Consider the following 17,394-nt stretch of genomic DNA (forward strand, 5'->3'; position numbering starts at 1 on the left):
CACGCCGACTGCACCGGCGCAACGGGACTTCAAGACCAACGCGGGCGGCGGCTAGATCCTCTTCGAGGAGACGCGGAACCTCTCCTCGTAAGGCGCTGCGACCTTGCCTCCCTTGAAGGTTTTTGTAGCGCTACTGGGATACACCTGCCACTGGGTGCCGCCCGGCAACGTTAGCGCCCGCATGCGAAGAGAGGCCGATTGCCGCATACCAATTTTCGGCAACGGCCGCGGATTGACAGAATTATTTCCGATTCGCGGTCAGCGTGCTCATTCGCGGTCATCGTGCTCCGGGGATGCCAGCGACCCGTGCTCAAGGCATTACCATCGACGCCGACCACGGTGAGGTGCTCGGGGCGGCGGCCGGTCGCCCGGCCGCCGCGGCGGGAGCGGGGTCAGCGTGGTGCGGGCAGGCCCGTGTCGAGGGCGGTGATCAGGGTGCCCGAGGTGGTGTCACCGGACATCTCCCAGATCATGCCGCCGAGCAGGTTCCGGGTGCGGGCCCAGGCGGACTTCTGCGCGATGGACCAGGTGTCGTCGAAGGTCCACCACTGCCCGCCGTTGCCGGTGAAGCAGTACGTCGCCACCGACTGGGTGTCGTGGCGCACCGTGCAGCCGGGGACCATGGCCAGCAGATTCGAGTAGCCGCGGGTGCCGGCCTCCTCGGCGAACTGGCCGGGCGCCGCCCCGGTCGCGCTCTGCCACTCGCCGTACGCGGAGGTGCCGTCCGGCAGGGTGCCGGCGGTGACGCCCTGCCAGCCCCGGCCGTAGAAGGCGAAGCCGAGGGTGAGCTGGCGCGGGTTGACGCCGGCGTCGGTGTACGTCGTGATGGCGTTCTCGGCGCTGAAGTGGAACGGGTACGGGTCCTCGGCGTCGCCGCGCAGGTTGCCCTGGTGGCCGGTGCGGTTCGGTTCCCACGAGTTGTCACTGCCGGCGCCGTGGAAGTCGTAGCCCTGGACGTTCGCGAAATCCATGTAGTCGAAGACGCTGGGCGTACCGTCGGCCTTGCTGATGTCCCAGCCCGCCGCGATCTTGGCGGGGTCCGCGGGGGTGAACGCGGTGAGCAGGTAACGCTTGCCGGTGCTCCTGGTCAGCTCGTCCATCTGCTTGCGGAACTCGGCGAACAGGGCGAGGTTGTTCGCCTTGTCCTGGGCGCCCCAGTGGTTGCCGGCGTGTCCCTCGGCGCCCGGCCACTCCCAGTCGAGGTCGATGCCGTCGAAGATGCCGGCCGCGGTGCCCGGGCCGCCGGCGTTGCCGCTCACCGGCAGGTTCCCCTTGAGGTACATGTCGAGGCAGGAGCTGACCAGCTTCGCCCGGGCCGCGGGTGTCGCCGCCGCGTCGGAGAAGAACTTGGAGTACGTCCAGCCGCCGATCGAGATGAGCACCTTCAGATCCGGGTACTTCGCCTTGAGCTTCTTGAGCTGGTTGAAGTTGCCGCGCAGGTTCTCCCAGCCGGTGTCGGCGACGCCGTCGACGGACTGCGCGGCGCTGAACGGCCGGCCGTAATCGGCGTCGGCGTCGCCGGCTCCGGTGCCCTGGTCGGGGTCCTGCGGATTCGACGTGGTGCCCTTGGTGACGCCCTGCAGGCAGGTCAGGTTCTTCGGGTCCAGGTTGGCGAACGCGTAGTTGAGGTGGGTGAGCTTCGCCGCGGAGCCCGACGTGTCCAGGTTCTTGACGAAGTACTGCCGTCCGTAGATGCCCCACTGGACGAAGTAGCCGACCTTGGCGTACTTGCCGGCGCCCACCACGTCGTCGGTGGTGACGGTGACCGCGTTGCTCGGGGCGGAGCTGTTGTCGTACGTGTCCCGGGCCTTGATCGTGAAGGTGTAGGTCGTCAGCGGAGTGAGCCCGTCCACGGTGGCCGTGGTGCCGGTCGTGGTGGTGGCCAGCTGGCCGCCACGGTAGACGTCGTAGCCGGCGATGCCGCTCGGGTCGGTCACCGCGGTCCAGGCCAGGGTGGCGCTGGTGGCGGTCTTGCCGGTGGCGCGCGGGGCGCCCGGCGCGGGCGGTGGCGTCGTGTCGTCGGCCGGGTTGAGCGTGGTGACCGAGACGGTGGCGCTCACGGCGGACAGATTGCCGCGGGCGTCCTTGGCCCGGACCGCGAAGGTGTACGCGGTGTTCGGGGCGAGGCCGCCGACGGTGGCGGTCGTGCCAGTGACACCGGCGACGACGGTGTCACCGCGCAGGACCTCGTAGCCCGCGATCGGGAAGTCGGTGGCGGTGGCCGCGGTCCACTGGAGCGAGGCGCTCCTGGTCGTCTTGCCGGTGACCGCCAGGCCGGTCGGCGTGCCCGGCGCCCGGTCCGCGCTGCCGTCGCACTTGTTGCCGTTGATCCGGCAGTTCAGCGGCGGGGCGGCCGAGCCGGTGGCGATGAACCAGAAGCTGAACGGCTCGGTCGTGGCCCCTGCCGCGACGGTGCCGTTGTAGTGGGCGTTGACCACGGTGACGTGGTTGCCGGTCCGGGTCACCGTGCCGTTGTAGCTGTTCGACATGCTGACGCCGGCGGGCAGGTCGAACTCGAGCGTCCAGCCGGTGACGGCGCTCGTGGTCGGGTTGCTGATGACGTATTTGTCCTGGTACCAGGAGCCGTTGTCGGCGGCGGAGAAGGTGGCGGTGAGCCCGCTCGCGGCGGAGGCGGGGCTCGGTGCGGCGACGACCGCGGCGAGCAGCGCCAGTGCCGCCGCGGCGGCGGTCAGGGGCCGGATCCGTCTTCGCATGGGAAACCTCCTGTTAGTAAACTTTCCTAACAACGTTCATAGTCAGATGTCGATGCGTCAAGACCTGCCCCGGATGCGGTGAGGAGCGCGGCGTGGACCTGCCCCGCCATGACCTGGAGGTTCCCCAGCCGGACACCTTCCCGTTCGCCATGGGCACGTTCGACCGGATCGGCCCGCTGTCCCGCGCCGAGTTCGCCCACCGGCACACCTTCTACGAGATCGACTTCGTCACCGGCGGGCGCGGCAGCCACGTCATCGACCTCGACGAGCGCCCGCTGCGGCCGCCGCAGCTCTGCCTGATCGCTCCCGGCCAGGTTCATCGCTGGCGCCAGCGGTCCCCGGTGCAGGGTCACGTCATCCTGTTCACCGACGACTTCCTGCTGGCGCACCCCGGCGACCGCGCCGCGCTGCAGTCGCTGGCCCGGCGCCCGGCGCGCCGGCTGGCGGCCCCCGACGCGGGGCGGATCCGGGCGCTCGTCGCGAGCATGGACCGCGAGTACCGGCACCGCGATCCCGGCTTCGCGACCGTTCTGCAGGCCTACCTGCGCGTGCTCGTCGTCGAGATGGGACGGCTGCACCGCGAGCGCCCGGCCGGCGGGTCCGGTCCGGCCGGCGCCGTGGTGCTCCAGTTCCAGGAGTTGCTCGCCGACGAGGCGTTCGGTGAGTGGGCGGTGGCCGCCTACGCCGCCCGGCTCGGTGTCTCGGCGAGCACCCTGAACGAGGCGGTCCGGCAGGCGCTCGGCCGGTCGCCGGGGCAGGTGATCCGGCACCGGCGCGTACTGGAGGCCAAGCGGCTGCTGGCCGCCACGGACCTGTCGGTCGCCCAGGTGGCGCGGCGGCTGGGCTTCGCCGACGCGGCGTACTTCTGCCGGTACTTCCGCCGCGAGGCCGGGGTCACCCCGGGCGGCTTTCGTGGAAATCACCACGATCCCGGCGGTTAGTCCATCGCTGCTGATCGATGGCATTCGTAGTGTCGAGGCGATCCGGCGCCCCCTCCGGGCGCGAGAGGAAGGAGAGCCGACATGGCCGACGAGCCGATCGACACCCCACAACCCGGCGGCGGTGTCACCCGCAAGAGCCTGCTCAAGGCCGCGGCGATAGCGGTGCCGGCGCCGCTGTTGCTGGGCGCCGCCACCCGGGCCTGGGCCGGCTCGCTCGAACCCACGCCGTTGTGCGACGACGGCGACGAGGACACGCCCCCGCAGATGGAGGGGCCGTACTTCAAACCCTCATCGCCGCAGCGGACGTCGCTGCTGGACCCGGGCATGCCGGGCACCCGCCTCACGGTGAGCGGCTACGTCTTCGGCACCGGCTGCCAGCCGCTGGCCGGTGTGCTGCTGGACTTCTGGCAGGCCGACAACAGCGGCGCGTACGACATGAGCGGCTACAAGCTGCGCGGCCACCAGTACACCGGCGCGAGCGGCGCCTTCACGCTGACCACCATCGTGCCGGGGCTGTATCCCGGGCGTACCCGGCACATCCACGTCAAGGCGCAGGCGCCGAACCGTCCGGTGCTCACCACCCAGCTGTACTTCCCGGGGGAGCCGCGCAACAGCACCGACTCGCTCTACGACCCGCGCCTGCTGATGACCGTGCGCACCAGCGGCAGCGGCCGGGAGGGATCTTTCGACTTCGTCCTCGACGTGCCGGCCGGCCCGGGCACGCCGCCGACCAGCCAGCCCCCGGCGCCGGGCGGCACCTGGGCGCCGAACACGGCGTACCCGGCCGGCGCGCAGGTCACCTACGGCGGCGCCGGCTACCGCTGCCTGCAGAGTCACACCTCGATGCCGGGCTGGGAGCCGCCGAACGTGCCCGCCCTCTGGCAGCGCGCCTGACGCCGTACGCCTCCCGGCCCGGGCCCGCAGGCCCACGATGGCCGGCGCCCGGGGCGGGCGCCGGCCATCGTGATCTCCGGGAAGCCGGGCTCACCCCCGGCCCGCCGGCCGGAACGCCCGCTTCGCGGTGACCTGTATCGTGTCGTCCGGCCTGCAGTGACGACGATGAATCAGAGGTGCTGATGGACGCCGCCGTGCTGGCAGTGCAGCAATGGGTCAACGCCACATACGCCGGGGTCCCCGGCTATGTCGCGATCGCTGAGGACGGCAGCGCCGGACGCCAGACGATGGCCGCGCTGACCCGGGGTCTGCAGCACGAGCTGGGGATCACGGCGCTCTCGGACAACTTCGGCCCGGCGACGCTGGCGGCGCTGACCGCGCACGGCCCGATCGGCCCGGCCGAGACGAACCGGAACCTGATCAAGATCGTCCAAGGTGGCCTGGTCTGCAAGGGCTATGCCGCGTCCGGTCCCGACGGCGTCTACGGCCCGGCCGTGGCCGCCGCCGTCGCGGCCCTGATGACCGACGCCGGGCTCGCCGCCCGGATCGACGGCACCGTCGTCCCGAAGGTGTGCAAGGCACTGCTGTTCACCGACTCCTACCTGCTGGCGTCCGGCGGTTCCGCGCAGCTGCGCGCCGCCCAGCAGTGGCTGAACGACCGCTACCTGAACCGGTCGGCGTTCTTCGTGCTGGCCTGCGACGGCCGCCGCTCCCGCGAGTTCCTGACCGCGCTGATCTTCGCGGTGCAGTACGAGGGCGGCCTGACCGACGCGCAGGCCAACGGCAGCTTCGGCCCGCTCACCCAGGCCGGGGTGAAGCGGAACGGCCTGCTCCAGGCGGGGTCGTCCGGCCCGTGGGTGCGGTTGTTCTCGGCCGCGCTCACGCACTACCCGGCGGCGCCGATCTTCACCGGCGACTTCGACGAGCCGCTGGCCGCGGCCGCCCGCGCGGTCCAGGAGTTCTGCGGGCTCACCGTGACCGGCGCGGGTGACTTCGCGACCTGGGCGTCGTTGCTGATCAGCACCGGTGACCCGGCCCGCCCGGGCACGGCGGCGGACACCGTCGACGAGGTGACCGCGGCCCGCGCCCAGGCCCTGGTGGCGGCCGGGTACCGCACCATCGGCCGCTACCTGACCAACGTCGAGGGCAGCGACTTCGACAAGAAGATCAAGCCCGGTGAGCTGGCCACCCTGGCCGCGCACGGCCTGCGCCTGTTCCCGATCTTCCAGACGGCCGCGGACTCGGCCGCCTACTTCGGCTGGGCCCAGGGTTACGCGGACGCGCTGGCCGCCCACGACGCGGCGGCCGGGCACGGCATCGACGCGGGGGCGGTCGTCTACTTCGCCGTCGACTACGACGCGACCGACACCGAGGTGACGCAGCGGGTGATCCCGTACTTCCTCGGGGTCGACGCCGGGCTGCGCCAGCGCGGTGGCCGGTACTCGCACGGCGTCTACGGCGCTCGCAACGTGTGCAGCCGGCTCGCGGCCGAGGCGTTCCCGCGGTGGAGCTTCGTCAGCGGGATCACCTCGGGCTGGACCGGGAACGTGATCTACCCGCTGCCCGCCAACTGGGCGTTCGACCAGATCGCCACGATCGGCGTGGGCACCCTGGAGATCGACAAGTGCGTGCAGCGGACGGGTGCCGACGCGGGGGAGGGCGCCTTCGGCTCCGCCGCGACCGGCCTGGCCGCCTATCTCGACTGGATCGACCGGCTGCACGAGCTCGCGGTCGCCTACGGCGCCGGCGATCCGGGCGAGCGGGTTCTGGAATACCTGCGCGCGGGCCGCTACGACAACTGGCAGACCCGGAAGCTGGCCGGCGACACGGACACCGGATTCCTCCGGTACGTCGACCGCACCGGGCTGGCGCGCGTCCGCACCTACCGCGACCCGGTCGCCGGGGTGGACGTGGACGTCAGCCGGTGGGGTGCGGCGGCGCTCGCCGAGCTGCGCGGCCGCGGCGACGCCGGAGGCTGGGGCGGTGACCTGATCGCGTTCTACGGCGGATGGCGGTTCACCGCACCGGCCACCCCGGCCCGGGACTACTGCGCGGCGTACCTCGCCACCGGCGACAAGCCGGCGGCCCTCGACCTCGCCGCGCTGGTCGCGGACGTGGACGGGTACCTCGCCGCGACCGCCCTGCGCGCGGGCGCCACGCTCGGCGCCCACCTGCGCGGCGCCGATCGCGGTGTCCGGTTCAGCCTGTTCCACCGTGGCCGGTTCGGCGGCGACCCGGCCGCCGCGGCGACCGCGGCGCAGATCCTGCTCACCGGCACCGGCGACGACGTGGTGACGGCGTACCGCGCGCTGCTGCTGCGCGGCCTGGCCGGCACCCCGGTGACCGTGGACGACCAGCTGCGGCAGTTCTGCCGCGGCTTCGCGGACCGGCTGGTCGCGCTGACCGAGAACGAGCAGATCCAGATCCGTCGAGGAAAGGTGTCCTGATGCGGCGACGTACCCTGCTGGCCTCGGCCGGAGCGGGAGCCATGCTGACCGCTTCGGGACTGCCGGCGGCCCCGGCCGAGGCCGCTGTCAAACCCGTTGTGCGTACGTACGCCGTCCAGGGCACCGACCTCGCGGTGTCCTTGCTGCCCGGGCCGGCGGCGACGGTCCTGCTCTACGCGGCTCGGCGCTTCCACTACGAGATCGACGCGCTGCGGCCGGGCGACCTGGTCACCGATGCCTCGGGCACGGTTCTCGACATCCGGCCGGGGTGGTACCCGGCGGGGGCGCGGGACGGGTTCCTGCCGTACCAAAAGATCGTGATCCATGACATCGTCGCGCAGTGCGACGGGATGCTCGCCTGGGGCGGCGACGCGCGCACCCCGCGTGAGGGACGTTTCGCGATCGCGGTGCAGCCGGCCGACCGCCGGCTGCGGGTGCTGGCGAAGCGCCTGGACACCGATGCCGCGTCGCCGAGCCGCCGGGTGGGGGCGGGGACCGCGCTGCCGTTCACGACAGACCGGGTGCGGCGGGCGCAGTCGGTGCGTCGCAGCATGGCCCGGTAACGCGGGACGTTCCCGCGCCCGCGCCGCCGTGAGCCCGGCGCGCGCCCGGATTCCGTGCCGCCGTGAGCCCGGCCCACACTCGGTTTCCGTGCCGCCGTGAGCCCGGCGCACGCCCGGTTTCCGTGCCGCCGTGAGCCCGGCCCACACTCGGTTTCCGTGCCGCCGTGAGCCGGGCTCACACCCTATGTAGAGTTCGGATATAGTCGCTCGATGCGGATCACTGTAGCGACTGCCCGGCTCTTGGCCGTGCTGCTCACCGAGCCGGAGACCGACCGGTACGGCCTGGACCTGATCGGGGCGACCGGCCTGGCCAGCGGCAGCCTCTATCCGATCCTGCACCGGTTGCAGGACGCGGGCTGGCTGACCACGCGGTGGGAGGACGTCGACCCGTCCGAGCTCGGCCGACCGGCCCGCCGGTTCTACCGCCTGACCCCGGAGGGCGTCAGCGAGGCCCGGTCGGCGCTCGCCCGGCTGCGGGCACAGACCGCCGTGCCCGGGATCGTCGGCCTGGCGACGCGGAGCCTGGCGTGGTGAGCCGGCGGATCGCCGAGGCCCTGCTGCGGCTGGCCGCGCGCCGCTGGCCGGCCCGGCTGCGCGCCGAGATGCACCAGGAGTGGCTCGCCGAGCTGCACGTTCTGGCCACCGAACGCCGCGGCGCGGCGATGCTGCGGTACGCGGTGAGCCTCGCGGCCGCCCGGCCCGTGCGGGAACCGGTCGCCGTCGCGGTGCGCGCGGCAGCCCTGTGGCGGGCCGTGCGACTGTGCGTCCTGGCGCCGCTGGCCGCCGCCGTCCTGTTCACCGCCTGCCTGGTGGCCGCTCTGACCGTGCTGGATCCGCTGCTGGCCGCGCTGCCGTTCGGCGACCAGCCGCGGCAGTGGGTGGCGGCGCTGGCCACGGCCGCCGCCGCGGTCGTGCTCGCCCGGTCCGGCCGATGGTGGACGGCCGAGGGCGCCGGGCTCACCGCACTGGTGCTCGCGGTCACCGTCCCCGGCTTCGTCTTCGCCAGCCTGGCCTATCTGCTGCCGGCCGGGATGTCCGGCGTCTACGCCCTGCACTGGCCCGGATATGCGGTGTTCTTCGGCGGTCTCGCCGTGCTGCTGCACGCCGTCGACCGGCTGACCGCCACCGGCCGGCGCCGCCTGGCCTGGTGGACCGGCGCGGTCGGCGGGCTGGCGCTCGCCGACCTCGCGGTCACCCTTCCGGTCCTGCTGTCCAGCGGCGACGATCCGCCCCTCGCGTCGGCGCCGCTGTGGCTGTTCGCCGCACTCAACGGCGGCGGCCTCGACGGGATCCGACTGCCCGGCATGACCGCCGACCAGATCTGGACCGTCGGCGACACCACCGACTTCGACGCCTACCTGTTCCTGCTCTCCGCCGGCCTGGCTCTCGGCGTCATCATGACCAGGGCCGCGAGGGCTGTCCCGGCCGCGACACCCAGCCCGAACCCGGAACTCACCTGAGCGGGCGCCGCGCGTGCGTTCCAGCTCAGCGAGTCGATCGTGCCGCAGCGGGACTCGCGCACCATCGACGTGCCCAGGCCGCGGCCCTGACGCGGAACAGCCGGTGGCGCCCGCCGTCCTGAACAAAGGGACGACCGACCGCTACGGGATCGCATAACAATTTCCGCCGAAACTTCCGGAAGATCTTTTGGGCCTACGGTACGAACCTCCACAGTCGCGCCGTAGGCCTTTTCCGTGGATCCCCGAGCGGCGGGGAATCAACAGGTCAAACATTCTGCATGCCAGGCGCAAATTTGTTGCCCGATGTCCATCTTGTCGAGAGAAACTTCCGAAACATTTCCGAAACCTATTGTTCGCAGAAGTCGCCTGTGCCTAGCATCGCTCTACATCGAGCTGCATCCATATCGTGCTCAGGTCGTTGCCGCGTCGGCATCCCCCCTCCGCGTACGGGCGGCCCCTCCGCCTGCCGGTGTGCCCCACGGCCGCGATCCAGGCGCGGATTCGAGAAGGGAGAGGCCATGGTGGCGGGTAGCTCCTCAGTCCCCCTCGGCGGTACGCGCCGTAGACGGTCGTCGAGACTGCGGACCGTGGTCGGAGCCACGGTCGCGGCGGCCGCCGTCGCGCTGGGCATGATCGCGACGATCCCGGACGGGAGCGCGGCGGCGGCCGCCGATGACAACCCCTACCAGCGGGGACCGGATCCTACCGTGGCCAGCGTCGCCGCCCAGTACGGGCCCTTCGCCACCGCCCAGATCACGGTGCCGCCCGGCAACGGCTTCAACGGCGGCTTCATCTATTACCCCACCGACACCAGCCACACGTACGGCGCGGTCGCCATCGTGCCCGGCTACACCGCCCTGTTCGCCAATGAGGAAGCCTGGATGGGTCCGCGGCTGGCGTCCTTCGGGTTCGTCGTCATCGGTGTCGAGACCAACAGCCGCAACGACTACGACACCGCACGCGGTACCCAGCTGCTCGCCGCCCTGGACTACCTGACCAACTCCAGCGCGGTACGCGACCGCGTCGACCGCAACCGGCTGGCGGTCATCGGCCACTCGATGGGCGGCGGCGGCTCCCTGTACGCGGCCACCCAGCGCCCGTCGCTGAAGGCCGCCATCGGCCTCGCGCCGTTCAAGCCGTCCGGCAACCTGGCCTCGGACACCGTGCCGACGATGATCATCGGCGGGATCAACGACACCACGGTCACGCCGTCCTACCTCGACGGGCTCTACCCGACCCTTCCGGCGGCGACGCCCGGCGCATACCTCCAGCTCGCCAACGCCGACCACCTCTACTTCACCCGGCCCAACGACATCGAGCTGCGCAGCCAGATCGAGTGGCTGAAGATCTTCGTCGACAACGACGCCCGCTACACCCAGTTCCTCTGCCCCAGCATCAAGGACACCACCGGCATCGCCCGGTCGAACGTCAAGTGTTCGACCATCCCGAGCGGCGGTTCGACGCCTCCGTCCAGCCCGCCGCCGGTGCCGTCCGGGCCGCAGCGGATCCTCGCCGCTCAGTCGGGCCGGTGCGTCGACGTGCCCAACGCCACGCACAACAACGGCACCCGGGTGCAGCTCTACGACTGCAACGGCCAGGCCAATCAGCAGTGGACCTCCACCTCGAGCAAGCAGCTGACGGTGTACGGCAACGTGTGCCTGGACGCGGCCGGCTCCGGCAACGGGGCGGCGGTCCAGATCTACAGCTGCAACGGCCAGTCCAACCAGCAGTGGAACGTCAACGCCAACGGGACCATCACCGGCGTCCAGTCCGGCCGCTGCCTCGACGTGTGGGGCACCGGCAACGGCCAGCAGATCCAGCTCTGGGACTGCAACGGCCAGGCCAACCAGAGGTTCAGCCTCAGCTGACCGAGCCGGGTGTGGCGGCCACCTCGCCGTCACACCCGGCCCTCGCCCCGCGCCGCGTCCCGTCGTTCGAGAAGAAGGTCTGATGAAGCGCCTCCTGCACATCCTGCTCGCGGCCGGCACGGCGCTGGTCGCCGGCCTCGCCGCGATCCTGGTGTCCGGTTCCCCGGCGATGGCGGCGAGCCTGACCCGGGTGACCAACTTCGGCACCAACCCGACCAACCTCAACATGTACATCTACGTGCCGGCGAACCTCGCGCCCCGGCCGGCGCTGCTGGTGCTGGTGCACTACTGCAGCGGTTCGGCGAGCGCCGTCTTCAACGGCAACGGCCACGACTACGTCACCGCCGCCGACCGCTACGGCTACATCATGGTGGTGCCCGAGGCCACCCGCAGCGGCGGCTGCTTCGACGTGTCGACCGCTGCCGGGCTCCGGCGCAACGGCGGCAGCGACTCCACCGGCATCATGTCGATGGTCGACTACGCCCGCTCGCACTACCCGACCATCGACTCCTCCCGCATCGTGGTGTCCGGGTTCTCCTCCGGCGCCATGATGACCAACGTCCTGGCCGCCGAGTACCCGGACGTGTTCAGCGCCGGCTCGGCCTTCTCCGGCGTACCGGCCGGCTGTTTCGCCACCGGCAACGGGTCGATGTGGAACAGCCAATGCTCCGGCGGCACCGTCATCCGGACCGCCCAGCAGTGGGGCGACACCGCCCGCGCCATGTACCCGGGCTACACCGGCGCCTACCCGCGCATGCAGTTGTGGCACGGCACCACGGACACCACGCTCGCCTACCCCAACTTCGGCGAGGAGATCAAGCAGTGGACCAACCTGCGCGGCCTGTCGCAGACGCCGGCGTTCACCGACCATCCGCAGTCCACCTGGACCCGGACCCGTTACGGTGACACCGGCACCCAGGCGACCGTCGAGGGGATCAGCATCTCCGGCGTCGGCCACCAGCTTCCGATGAGCGGCCAGATCGCGTACGCCATCTCCTTCCTCGGACTCGACCAGCCGTCGACCCCGCCGTCGTCGCCCCCGCCGTCGTCGCCCCCGCCTTCGGGAAGCGCGAAGGAGATCGTGGGGACCCAGTCCGGCCGGTGCGTCGACGTGCCGAGCGCGTCGCGCACCAACGGGACGCGGGTGCAGCTCTACGACTGCCACGGCCAGTCCAACCAGCAGTGGACCTACACGGCGAGCAAGCAGCTCCAGGTGTACGGCAGCATGTGCCTGGACGCCGCCGGGTCCGGCAACGGGTCGGCGGTGCAGATCTACGCCTGCAACGGCCAGAGCAACCAGCAGTGGAACGTCAAGGCCAACGGCACCATCACCGGTGCCCAGTCCGGCCGCTGCCTGGACGTGTGGGGCACCGCCAACGGGCAGCAGGTCCAGATCTACGACTGCAACGGGCGACCCCATCAGCAGTTCACGCTCGTAGGCCTCTGATCGGGTAGCTGACCCGAGCGGGGAGCCACCCAGCGGTGATTCCGCGCGCGACAGGTCGGCACCGCCAAGGCTCCGTCAGCATCGTGCTGGCGGAGCCTGAGCTGATCGCCGGCTGTTGGCAGCGCTCGATCAGCTCGCCCGACTCGCCGTAACGGCGAACGGCGGCCCGTCCAGCGGGCCGCCGTTCGCCGACGGTGGATCAGAGCGGGCGGATGTTGGCCGCCTGCGGGCCCTTCTGGCCCTGGGTGATCTCGAACTCCACCTTCTGGTTCTCCTCCAGGCTGCGGTAGCCGCTGGCCGCAATGGCGGAGAAGTGGGCGAAGACGTCGGCGCCGCCGTCGTCAGGGCTGATGAAGCCGAAGCCTTTGTCCGCGTTGAACCATTTCACGGTGCCGGTAGTCATTCCTGCTCCTTTCCCAACCTTCGAAGACCCGTGGTGCGGATCTTCAGGCCGCCGCGTTGGTCGCCCGCGTCGGACGACGCGGGAACCGAAGGCGTGCGGTTGGATCTCGGTTACCCCTGTGGGCGCTGAGAAAACGTCAACCAAGATCAACGGCGTCTCGGTGCAGAACGTCCGGGCGCGGACCAGCCACTACCTGCACAGACTCCGGACCTGAAAGTGCGGCCGGAGTGCTACTGGAAGCGTTTGAGTGCCTCGGACACGGTGACGACCGGGATGCCCTTGGCAGCGATGGCGTCCATGACGGTGGCGAAGCCGGCTTGGCTGATTTGCGTGCTGGAGGTGGGCTTTCCGGCGGTGATGTCGTGGAAGGCGAGGATGAGCCAGTCACCGTTGCGTGCGCAGCGGTCGAGCTTGGCGCCGGGGGCGGTCAGATCGGCCAGTGCCGTTCCGCCGATGCGGGTCCCGTCGTTGAGCCCGGTCAACGCCTTGAGTCGATGCGGCATGGCGGGGATCAGGGACTCGACGGTTTCCGAGATGATCGACCGTGCGCTGGTGAAGTGACTGCTGGCGATCTGATCCACGGGCTTTCCGTCGGAGGTCGCCTGGAAGGAGCCGTGGGGATAGGCGAAATGCTCGCTGCTGAAACCGTTGGCTGCCAGCCAGCCGCGGAGGCGGCCGAAATCCTCGTCCACCTCCGCGGCGGTCAGCTTGTTGTATCCGGAGTTGTGGGCTGCGGTGGCGTAGGCGTGGCCGGCCATCTCCCAGCCGGCGGAGTCCTGCAGGGTGCGCATCTGCGGCAGGGTCAGGTATCTCTTGGTGCCGATGGCTTCGGCGATGTTGTACATGGTCCCGGCGAAGCCGTGTGCCTTCATGGCCGGGGCGGCCAGTTCGTACACCGACTGGTAGGAATCGTCAAAAGTGATCGAGACGGCTCCGTGCGGGTAGATGCTCCTGGTATCCGCCAACGCTTCGACGGCTTGCAGCCGGTAGGTGACCGGGCCGCCCGCATCGTCGTAGACCGCGAAAGACATCGCGGTGAATTTCGAGGTGGTCGACGGTACCCCGGCCGGCGAGATGCTGTAGGAACCTTCGGCGGCACGGACGTCGGCCCATTGCAGATGAACGGTGACCCATTCGCCGGACTGCACATAGCTGGCGCCGTCGCCGGTCTTGGCATGAACCTGCCAGACGAAGCTGTTGGCGAGGTTCTTGGTGCCGACATAGAACGCGATTTTATTGACGTGGGTCGTGTCATCGACGCGGAAGATGAGCCTGATCATCTTTCCGGTGAGGTCGAGGCGGGGCAGGTTACGGACCCGGATGGCGGACTGCCGTCCTGACCCGTCGGTCGTGCCACGGGCCGATTGAGTTCCTCGCGCGAAGAGCGAGGTGTCGTTCAGGTTCGCTGATGCGGTTCCGACTCCATCAGCGTGCCAACGGTGACCGGGTTGGAAGCTCTGCGACCATGCGGCCTTGACCCGGTCCAGCTTCAGCGCCTTCGGCGGGGGCGGCGTTCCGAGTTCGAACTGCGCTTCCGGGGAGTCCGACGTGCAACCAGCCAGGACCCCGCCTCCGGCCGCCATCAGGGTGCTGGTGCCGGCCAGACGCAGGGCGGCACGCCGGCTCATCATGGCGTCGCCGCCGAGACCGATCATGATCGAAGGCTCCTGGGATGAGAGTGGTTGTGGCGTTCTACAGCTTGGGCACGGTGTCGATGAAGTTCTGGCCGCTCGCGTAGTAGCCATCGACGGCTTTCTGCACGGCGGCGGCCGACATGGCCTTCTGCGTGTTGCAATAGAACCAGTTCACCTTCATGTTCCAGGTACGTTCGCCGGCGAACGGCAGGTCGATGAACCACGTGTTGAAGCTGACGTGCATGGCCTTGCTCGGGAAGAACTTGCCCTTGGCGCTGAACAGCTTGCGTTTGTCCGCGTAGTAGGTGACGACCCCATCGCTGGCGGTGATCACCATCGTGTGCCATCCCTGCAGGTTGATCCGGTGTCGGCGAGTCGTCTCCTTGCGCCAGTCGGGCGCGTAGAAGCTGGTGGTGTCCAGGAGAGGCCCCCGGTTGCCCCAGCCGCCGTTGGGCATGTACTCGTTGTCGAGCTCGCTGTACTTGGCGCCGGCCCCATCGTTGGTCGAGATCGTGTAGAACGACTGATTGATGTGGTCGCCGTCGCGGCCGCTGGCCGGGGCGTTGCTGAAGAAGATCCGCGCGGCGAAGGTGCCGGTGAGAAATTTGTCCTCAACGGTCTGTACCTGGGCCTGGGTGGTGCCTTGTTTGGTGCCGTCGGTCTTGGCCTGGAGCTGGAGCACCTGGCCCCCTTGCGCGGTGGGGTCGCCCGGGAAGCTGACACCGGCTTTCGACCAGGTGTCGGGAATGCCCGGGGAGCCCTTGCTGGTACGCACCAGCCAGCCGTGTTTGTAGAAGGCGGGGTCCTCGGGCGCGACGTAGTGGAAGTTGTCGAACACGATTCCGGGCGGAGCCGCTGCCACCGGGGGACCACTCACTGGCGCTTGCGCCGATCCGGCCGGTTCCTCGCCCCAGACCAGCCCCCCACGCAGATACGCGGTGACCTTTGTTGATTTGGTCCAGGTGGGCTGGGCGGCGAAGGAGTGATCGGTGGCCTGATTCAGCTGTTGGTGATCAGTGCGGTACAACTGCAGGGCGATACGCCCGGTGCTCTCGCCTGCCTGCAGTGCCGGAGCGCCGGTGGTGAAGCTGAGTTGCACGTAGTGGTCCGCGCCGGCGGCCTGCCCGGCGAGGGCGTTGATCGTCGTGGCGACAACGGAGCAGCCCAGTTTGTCGGCTGCCTCGCACCCGGTGCCGTACGAGGCAGCCGGGTCTGCGGCGAAGTAGTACCGGACCGTCGCGTCAGCCAGCGAGACGGCGTGGTCAGAGGTGTTGATGACCTCCAGCCAGGGTTGCGCCGCGGGAGCCTCGACGGGAGTGTTGTTGCGATAGCGGACCGTCAGCTCAGGTGTCGCGGGCTTGTCGTCCGAGTCGGAGCACCCGGCCACACCTGCACTGACCGCCGTGGCGAAGACCGCCAGCAGCACTTTCGCTTTGCGGGACAGACTCGGACGTGTGGACTGCACGACGATTTCTCTCACCTCACGGAGTCGCGTTCAGCGGAGGCCTCCAGGAACCTCCGGACCCGATCATCGACGATGCGGGGCAGAATGACGGTGTCGTCCTGCGCGGAGTCCCAGTCGATCCGTTGCAGAATGACAGTTTCCTCTTGCCAGATCTTCGAGAGGTCTTCCTCGTCCGTGCTGGAGTCGGCTCGAACAGCGACTTCCACCCCGCCCTGCCGCGTGCCCCATGTGCCACTGTGGAGGGTCAACAGGGCGTACAGACGCAGCGGGGTCAGGAGGAACAGCTGGATGACGCTGTAGAACGGCGCCAGAGCGAACATCCCGAACCGCTTCAGCAGGCCCATGTGCCGGCGCGGAAAGTCAAGGTAGCGCACATTGCGCAAGTACCCCATGAGCACCATGAAGAAGGCATAGTAGGCCGCGTGGGACGCGAACCCGGCAGGGTTCAAGATGGGGCTGATGAACAGCGAATACACCATCGCCGACCCGAACACCAGCCACATGCCCAGTTCCATGACCGTCAACCAGAACGCGGCACCGGCCTTGCGCTGGTTGCGCAGAGCCCACAGCGATTCCCGGAAGAACGACTTGTTCCAGCGGACCTGCTGACGCAGGAAGTGAGGCAGCCGCTCCGGTACCGCCGTGTAGCCGACGGCAGTCTCCTGGAACAGCACTCTGCCCTCGGTGAGGGCGTAGTTGGTCATGCGCCGGTCGTCGCCGAACACCGCGGGCTTGCCGAGGAACTGCTGGTTCAGGAAGTCCGGGAGGTACTTGCGCACCAACGCGCCCCGATAGACTGACAGCGCTCCACAGCAGCACAGCACCGAATTCAGTCTCGAATAGGCGGCGCGCTCGAACATGAACGAGTTGCCGTACCGTACGTCCTGCAGGCGGGTCAGCAGATTGGCGTTGTAATTGAGCGCCAGAACCATGCCCGTCGAGGCCATCACCCTGCTGTCCGCCAGCGGTTTGATCAGCTCGCGAACCGTGTCCTTGGTCAACACCGTGTCGGAGTCGACACACAGGAAGAGGTCCGCGTTCGGGGAGTCCAGGAAGCCGCGGGCCAGGGCCTCCCGTTTGCCCTTGTTCTCCGGCTGGGCACTCACCTTGAAGACGACGCCACGGGACCGGAATTCCCTCGCCAGCTTGCGGGCGATGCGCAGTCCACCCGGGTCAGCACTGGCATCGTCGATGATGTGGACCTCGTTGGGCAGCCGGCTCTGGGCCAGCAGGCTGCGCAAGCCCTGCTCGAACATCACCGGGTCTTCGTTGTAGATCGGCAGGACCGCCGTGATCCACATCGAATCCAACAGTTGCCTTCGCTTCGGCCCCGCACCCATCGGACGGTAGAAGAGCGCGAACAGCATCTTCGCGGTCAGCAGGCCGATGGCCGCCCACGCGTAGAAGTGCATCGACGTCGGATCCGTATTGACAGCGACGACGGCGACCAGGGCGGCGAAGACGACGTAGGAGACTTTCAGGCGCCGCGGACGGCGGTGACGCCGCAGATCGTCCCGCGGCTGCTCAGGTGGCAACGGTGGCGGCGGTACCGCACCCG

The 17,394-nt window shown here is 69.6% G+C and carries 13 protein-coding genes; 8 read left to right on the forward strand and 5 right to left on the reverse strand.

All coding sequences use genetic code 11. The annotated features are described in order from the left end of the window. Window positions 1-392 precede the first annotated feature (392 nt). On the reverse strand, window positions 393-2,714 hold the full coding sequence (locus BJY16_RS19120; protein ID WP_185040834.1) for a glycosyl hydrolase family 18 protein: 2,322 nt from the start codon (window positions 2,712-2,714) through the stop codon (window positions 393-395). A 92-nt stretch (window positions 2,715-2,806) separates the two neighbouring features. On the opposite strand from BJY16_RS19120, the gene BJY16_RS19125 reads away from it, so the two are divergent. From BJY16_RS19125 to BJY16_RS19160, 8 genes are all read left to right on the forward strand, one after another. After that, a complete protein-coding gene (locus BJY16_RS19125; protein WP_239177934.1) occupies window positions 2,807-3,655 on the forward strand; it encodes a helix-turn-helix transcriptional regulator in 849 nt (282 codons plus the stop codon). 81 nt (window positions 3,656-3,736) lie between these two features. After that, window positions 3,737-4,549 (forward strand): dioxygenase family protein, encoded by an 813-nt coding sequence (locus BJY16_RS19130; protein ID WP_185040836.1) that lies wholly within the window; start codon window positions 3,737-3,739, stop codon window positions 4,547-4,549. Window positions 4,550-4,731: 182 nt separating this feature from the next. Next, window positions 4,732-6,996, forward strand: coding sequence for a glycoside hydrolase domain-containing protein (locus BJY16_RS19135; protein WP_185046548.1), 2,265 nt, complete (start codon window positions 4,732-4,734; stop codon window positions 6,994-6,996). Further along, complete coding sequence (locus BJY16_RS19140; RefSeq protein ID WP_239177933.1) at window positions 6,996-7,559, forward strand: hypothetical protein; 564 nt, start codon at window positions 6,996-6,998, stop codon at window positions 7,557-7,559. The genes BJY16_RS19135 and BJY16_RS19140 overlap by 1 nt, the downstream gene beginning before the upstream one ends. Window positions 7,560-7,769: 210 nt before the next feature. Then, window positions 7,770-8,093: a PadR family transcriptional regulator gene (locus tag BJY16_RS19145; protein ID WP_185040838.1), complete on the forward strand. Its 324-nt coding sequence runs from the start codon at window positions 7,770-7,772 to the stop codon at window positions 8,091-8,093. Then, entirely contained in the window at window positions 8,090-9,019 is a 930-nt protein-coding gene (locus tag BJY16_RS19150; RefSeq protein ID WP_185040840.1) for a hypothetical protein, read from the forward strand. The genes BJY16_RS19145 and BJY16_RS19150 overlap by 4 nt, the downstream gene beginning before the upstream one ends. 587 nt (window positions 9,020-9,606) lie before the next feature. After that, a complete protein-coding gene (locus tag BJY16_RS19155) occupies window positions 9,607-10,887 on the forward strand; it encodes a poly(ethylene terephthalate) hydrolase family protein (protein WP_239177932.1) in 1,281 nt (426 codons plus the stop codon). A gap of 82 nt (window positions 10,888-10,969) precedes the next feature. Beyond that, on the forward strand, window positions 10,970-12,334 hold the full coding sequence (locus tag BJY16_RS19160) for an extracellular catalytic domain type 1 short-chain-length polyhydroxyalkanoate depolymerase (RefSeq protein WP_185040844.1): 1,365 nt from the start codon (window positions 10,970-10,972) through the stop codon (window positions 12,332-12,334). Between the two features lie 199 nt (window positions 12,335-12,533). On the opposite strand, the gene cspE is transcribed toward BJY16_RS19160, so the two are convergent. The 4 genes from cspE to BJY16_RS19180 form a co-directional block, all read right to left on the reverse strand. Further along, complete coding sequence (gene cspE, locus BJY16_RS19165) at window positions 12,534-12,737, reverse strand: transcription antiterminator/RNA stability regulator CspE (protein ID WP_185040846.1); 204 nt, start codon at window positions 12,735-12,737, stop codon at window positions 12,534-12,536. A 230-nt stretch (window positions 12,738-12,967) separates the two neighbouring features. Beyond that, window positions 12,968-14,392, reverse strand: a complete 1,425-nt coding sequence (locus BJY16_RS19170) for a polysaccharide deacetylase family protein (RefSeq protein WP_203759276.1) — start codon at window positions 14,390-14,392, stop codon at window positions 12,968-12,970. A gap of 37 nt (window positions 14,393-14,429) precedes the next feature. Next, window positions 14,430-15,851 (reverse strand): cellulose binding domain-containing protein, encoded by a 1,422-nt coding sequence (locus BJY16_RS19175; RefSeq protein ID WP_185040847.1) that lies wholly within the window; start codon window positions 15,849-15,851, stop codon window positions 14,430-14,432. Further along, on the reverse strand, window positions 15,848-17,371 hold the full coding sequence (locus tag BJY16_RS19180) for a glycosyltransferase (RefSeq protein WP_203759274.1): 1,524 nt from the start codon (window positions 17,369-17,371) through the stop codon (window positions 15,848-15,850). The genes BJY16_RS19175 and BJY16_RS19180 overlap by 4 nt, the downstream gene beginning before the upstream one ends. Between the last annotated feature and the right edge of the window lie 23 nt (window positions 17,372-17,394).

It is taken from the genome of Actinoplanes octamycinicus (assembly GCF_014205225.1).
Taxonomy (GTDB): Bacteria; Actinomycetota; Actinomycetes; order Mycobacteriales; family Micromonosporaceae; genus Actinoplanes; species Actinoplanes octamycinicus.

What these genes read in the sequence shown, in the direction of transcription:
- BJY16_RS19130 (WP_185040836.1), top strand. Translation starts at nt 3,737, where the DNA reads ATGGCCGACGAGCCGATCGACACCCCACAACCCGGCGGCGGTGTCACC.
- BJY16_RS19145 (WP_185040838.1), top strand. Translation starts at nt 7,770, where the DNA reads ATGCGGATCACTGTAGCGACTGCCCGGCTCTTGGCCGTGCTGCTCACC.
- BJY16_RS19120 (WP_185040834.1), bottom strand. Translation starts at nt 2,714, where the DNA reads ATGCGAAGACGGATCCGGCCCCTGACCGCCGCCGCGGCGGCACTGGCG.
- BJY16_RS19140 (WP_239177933.1), top strand. Translation starts at nt 6,996, where the DNA reads ATGCGGCGACGTACCCTGCTGGCCTCGGCCGGAGCGGGAGCCATGCTG.
- BJY16_RS19135 (WP_185046548.1), top strand. Translation starts at nt 4,732, where the DNA reads ATGGACGCCGCCGTGCTGGCAGTGCAGCAATGGGTCAACGCCACATAC.
- cspE (WP_185040846.1), bottom strand. Translation starts at nt 12,737, where the DNA reads ATGACTACCGGCACCGTGAAATGGTTCAACGCGGACAAAGGCTTCGGC.
- BJY16_RS19160 (WP_185040844.1), top strand. Translation starts at nt 10,970, where the DNA reads ATGAAGCGCCTCCTGCACATCCTGCTCGCGGCCGGCACGGCGCTGGTC.
- BJY16_RS19170 (WP_203759276.1), bottom strand. Translation starts at nt 14,392, where the DNA reads ATGATCGGTCTCGGCGGCGACGCCATGATGAGCCGGCGTGCCGCCCTG.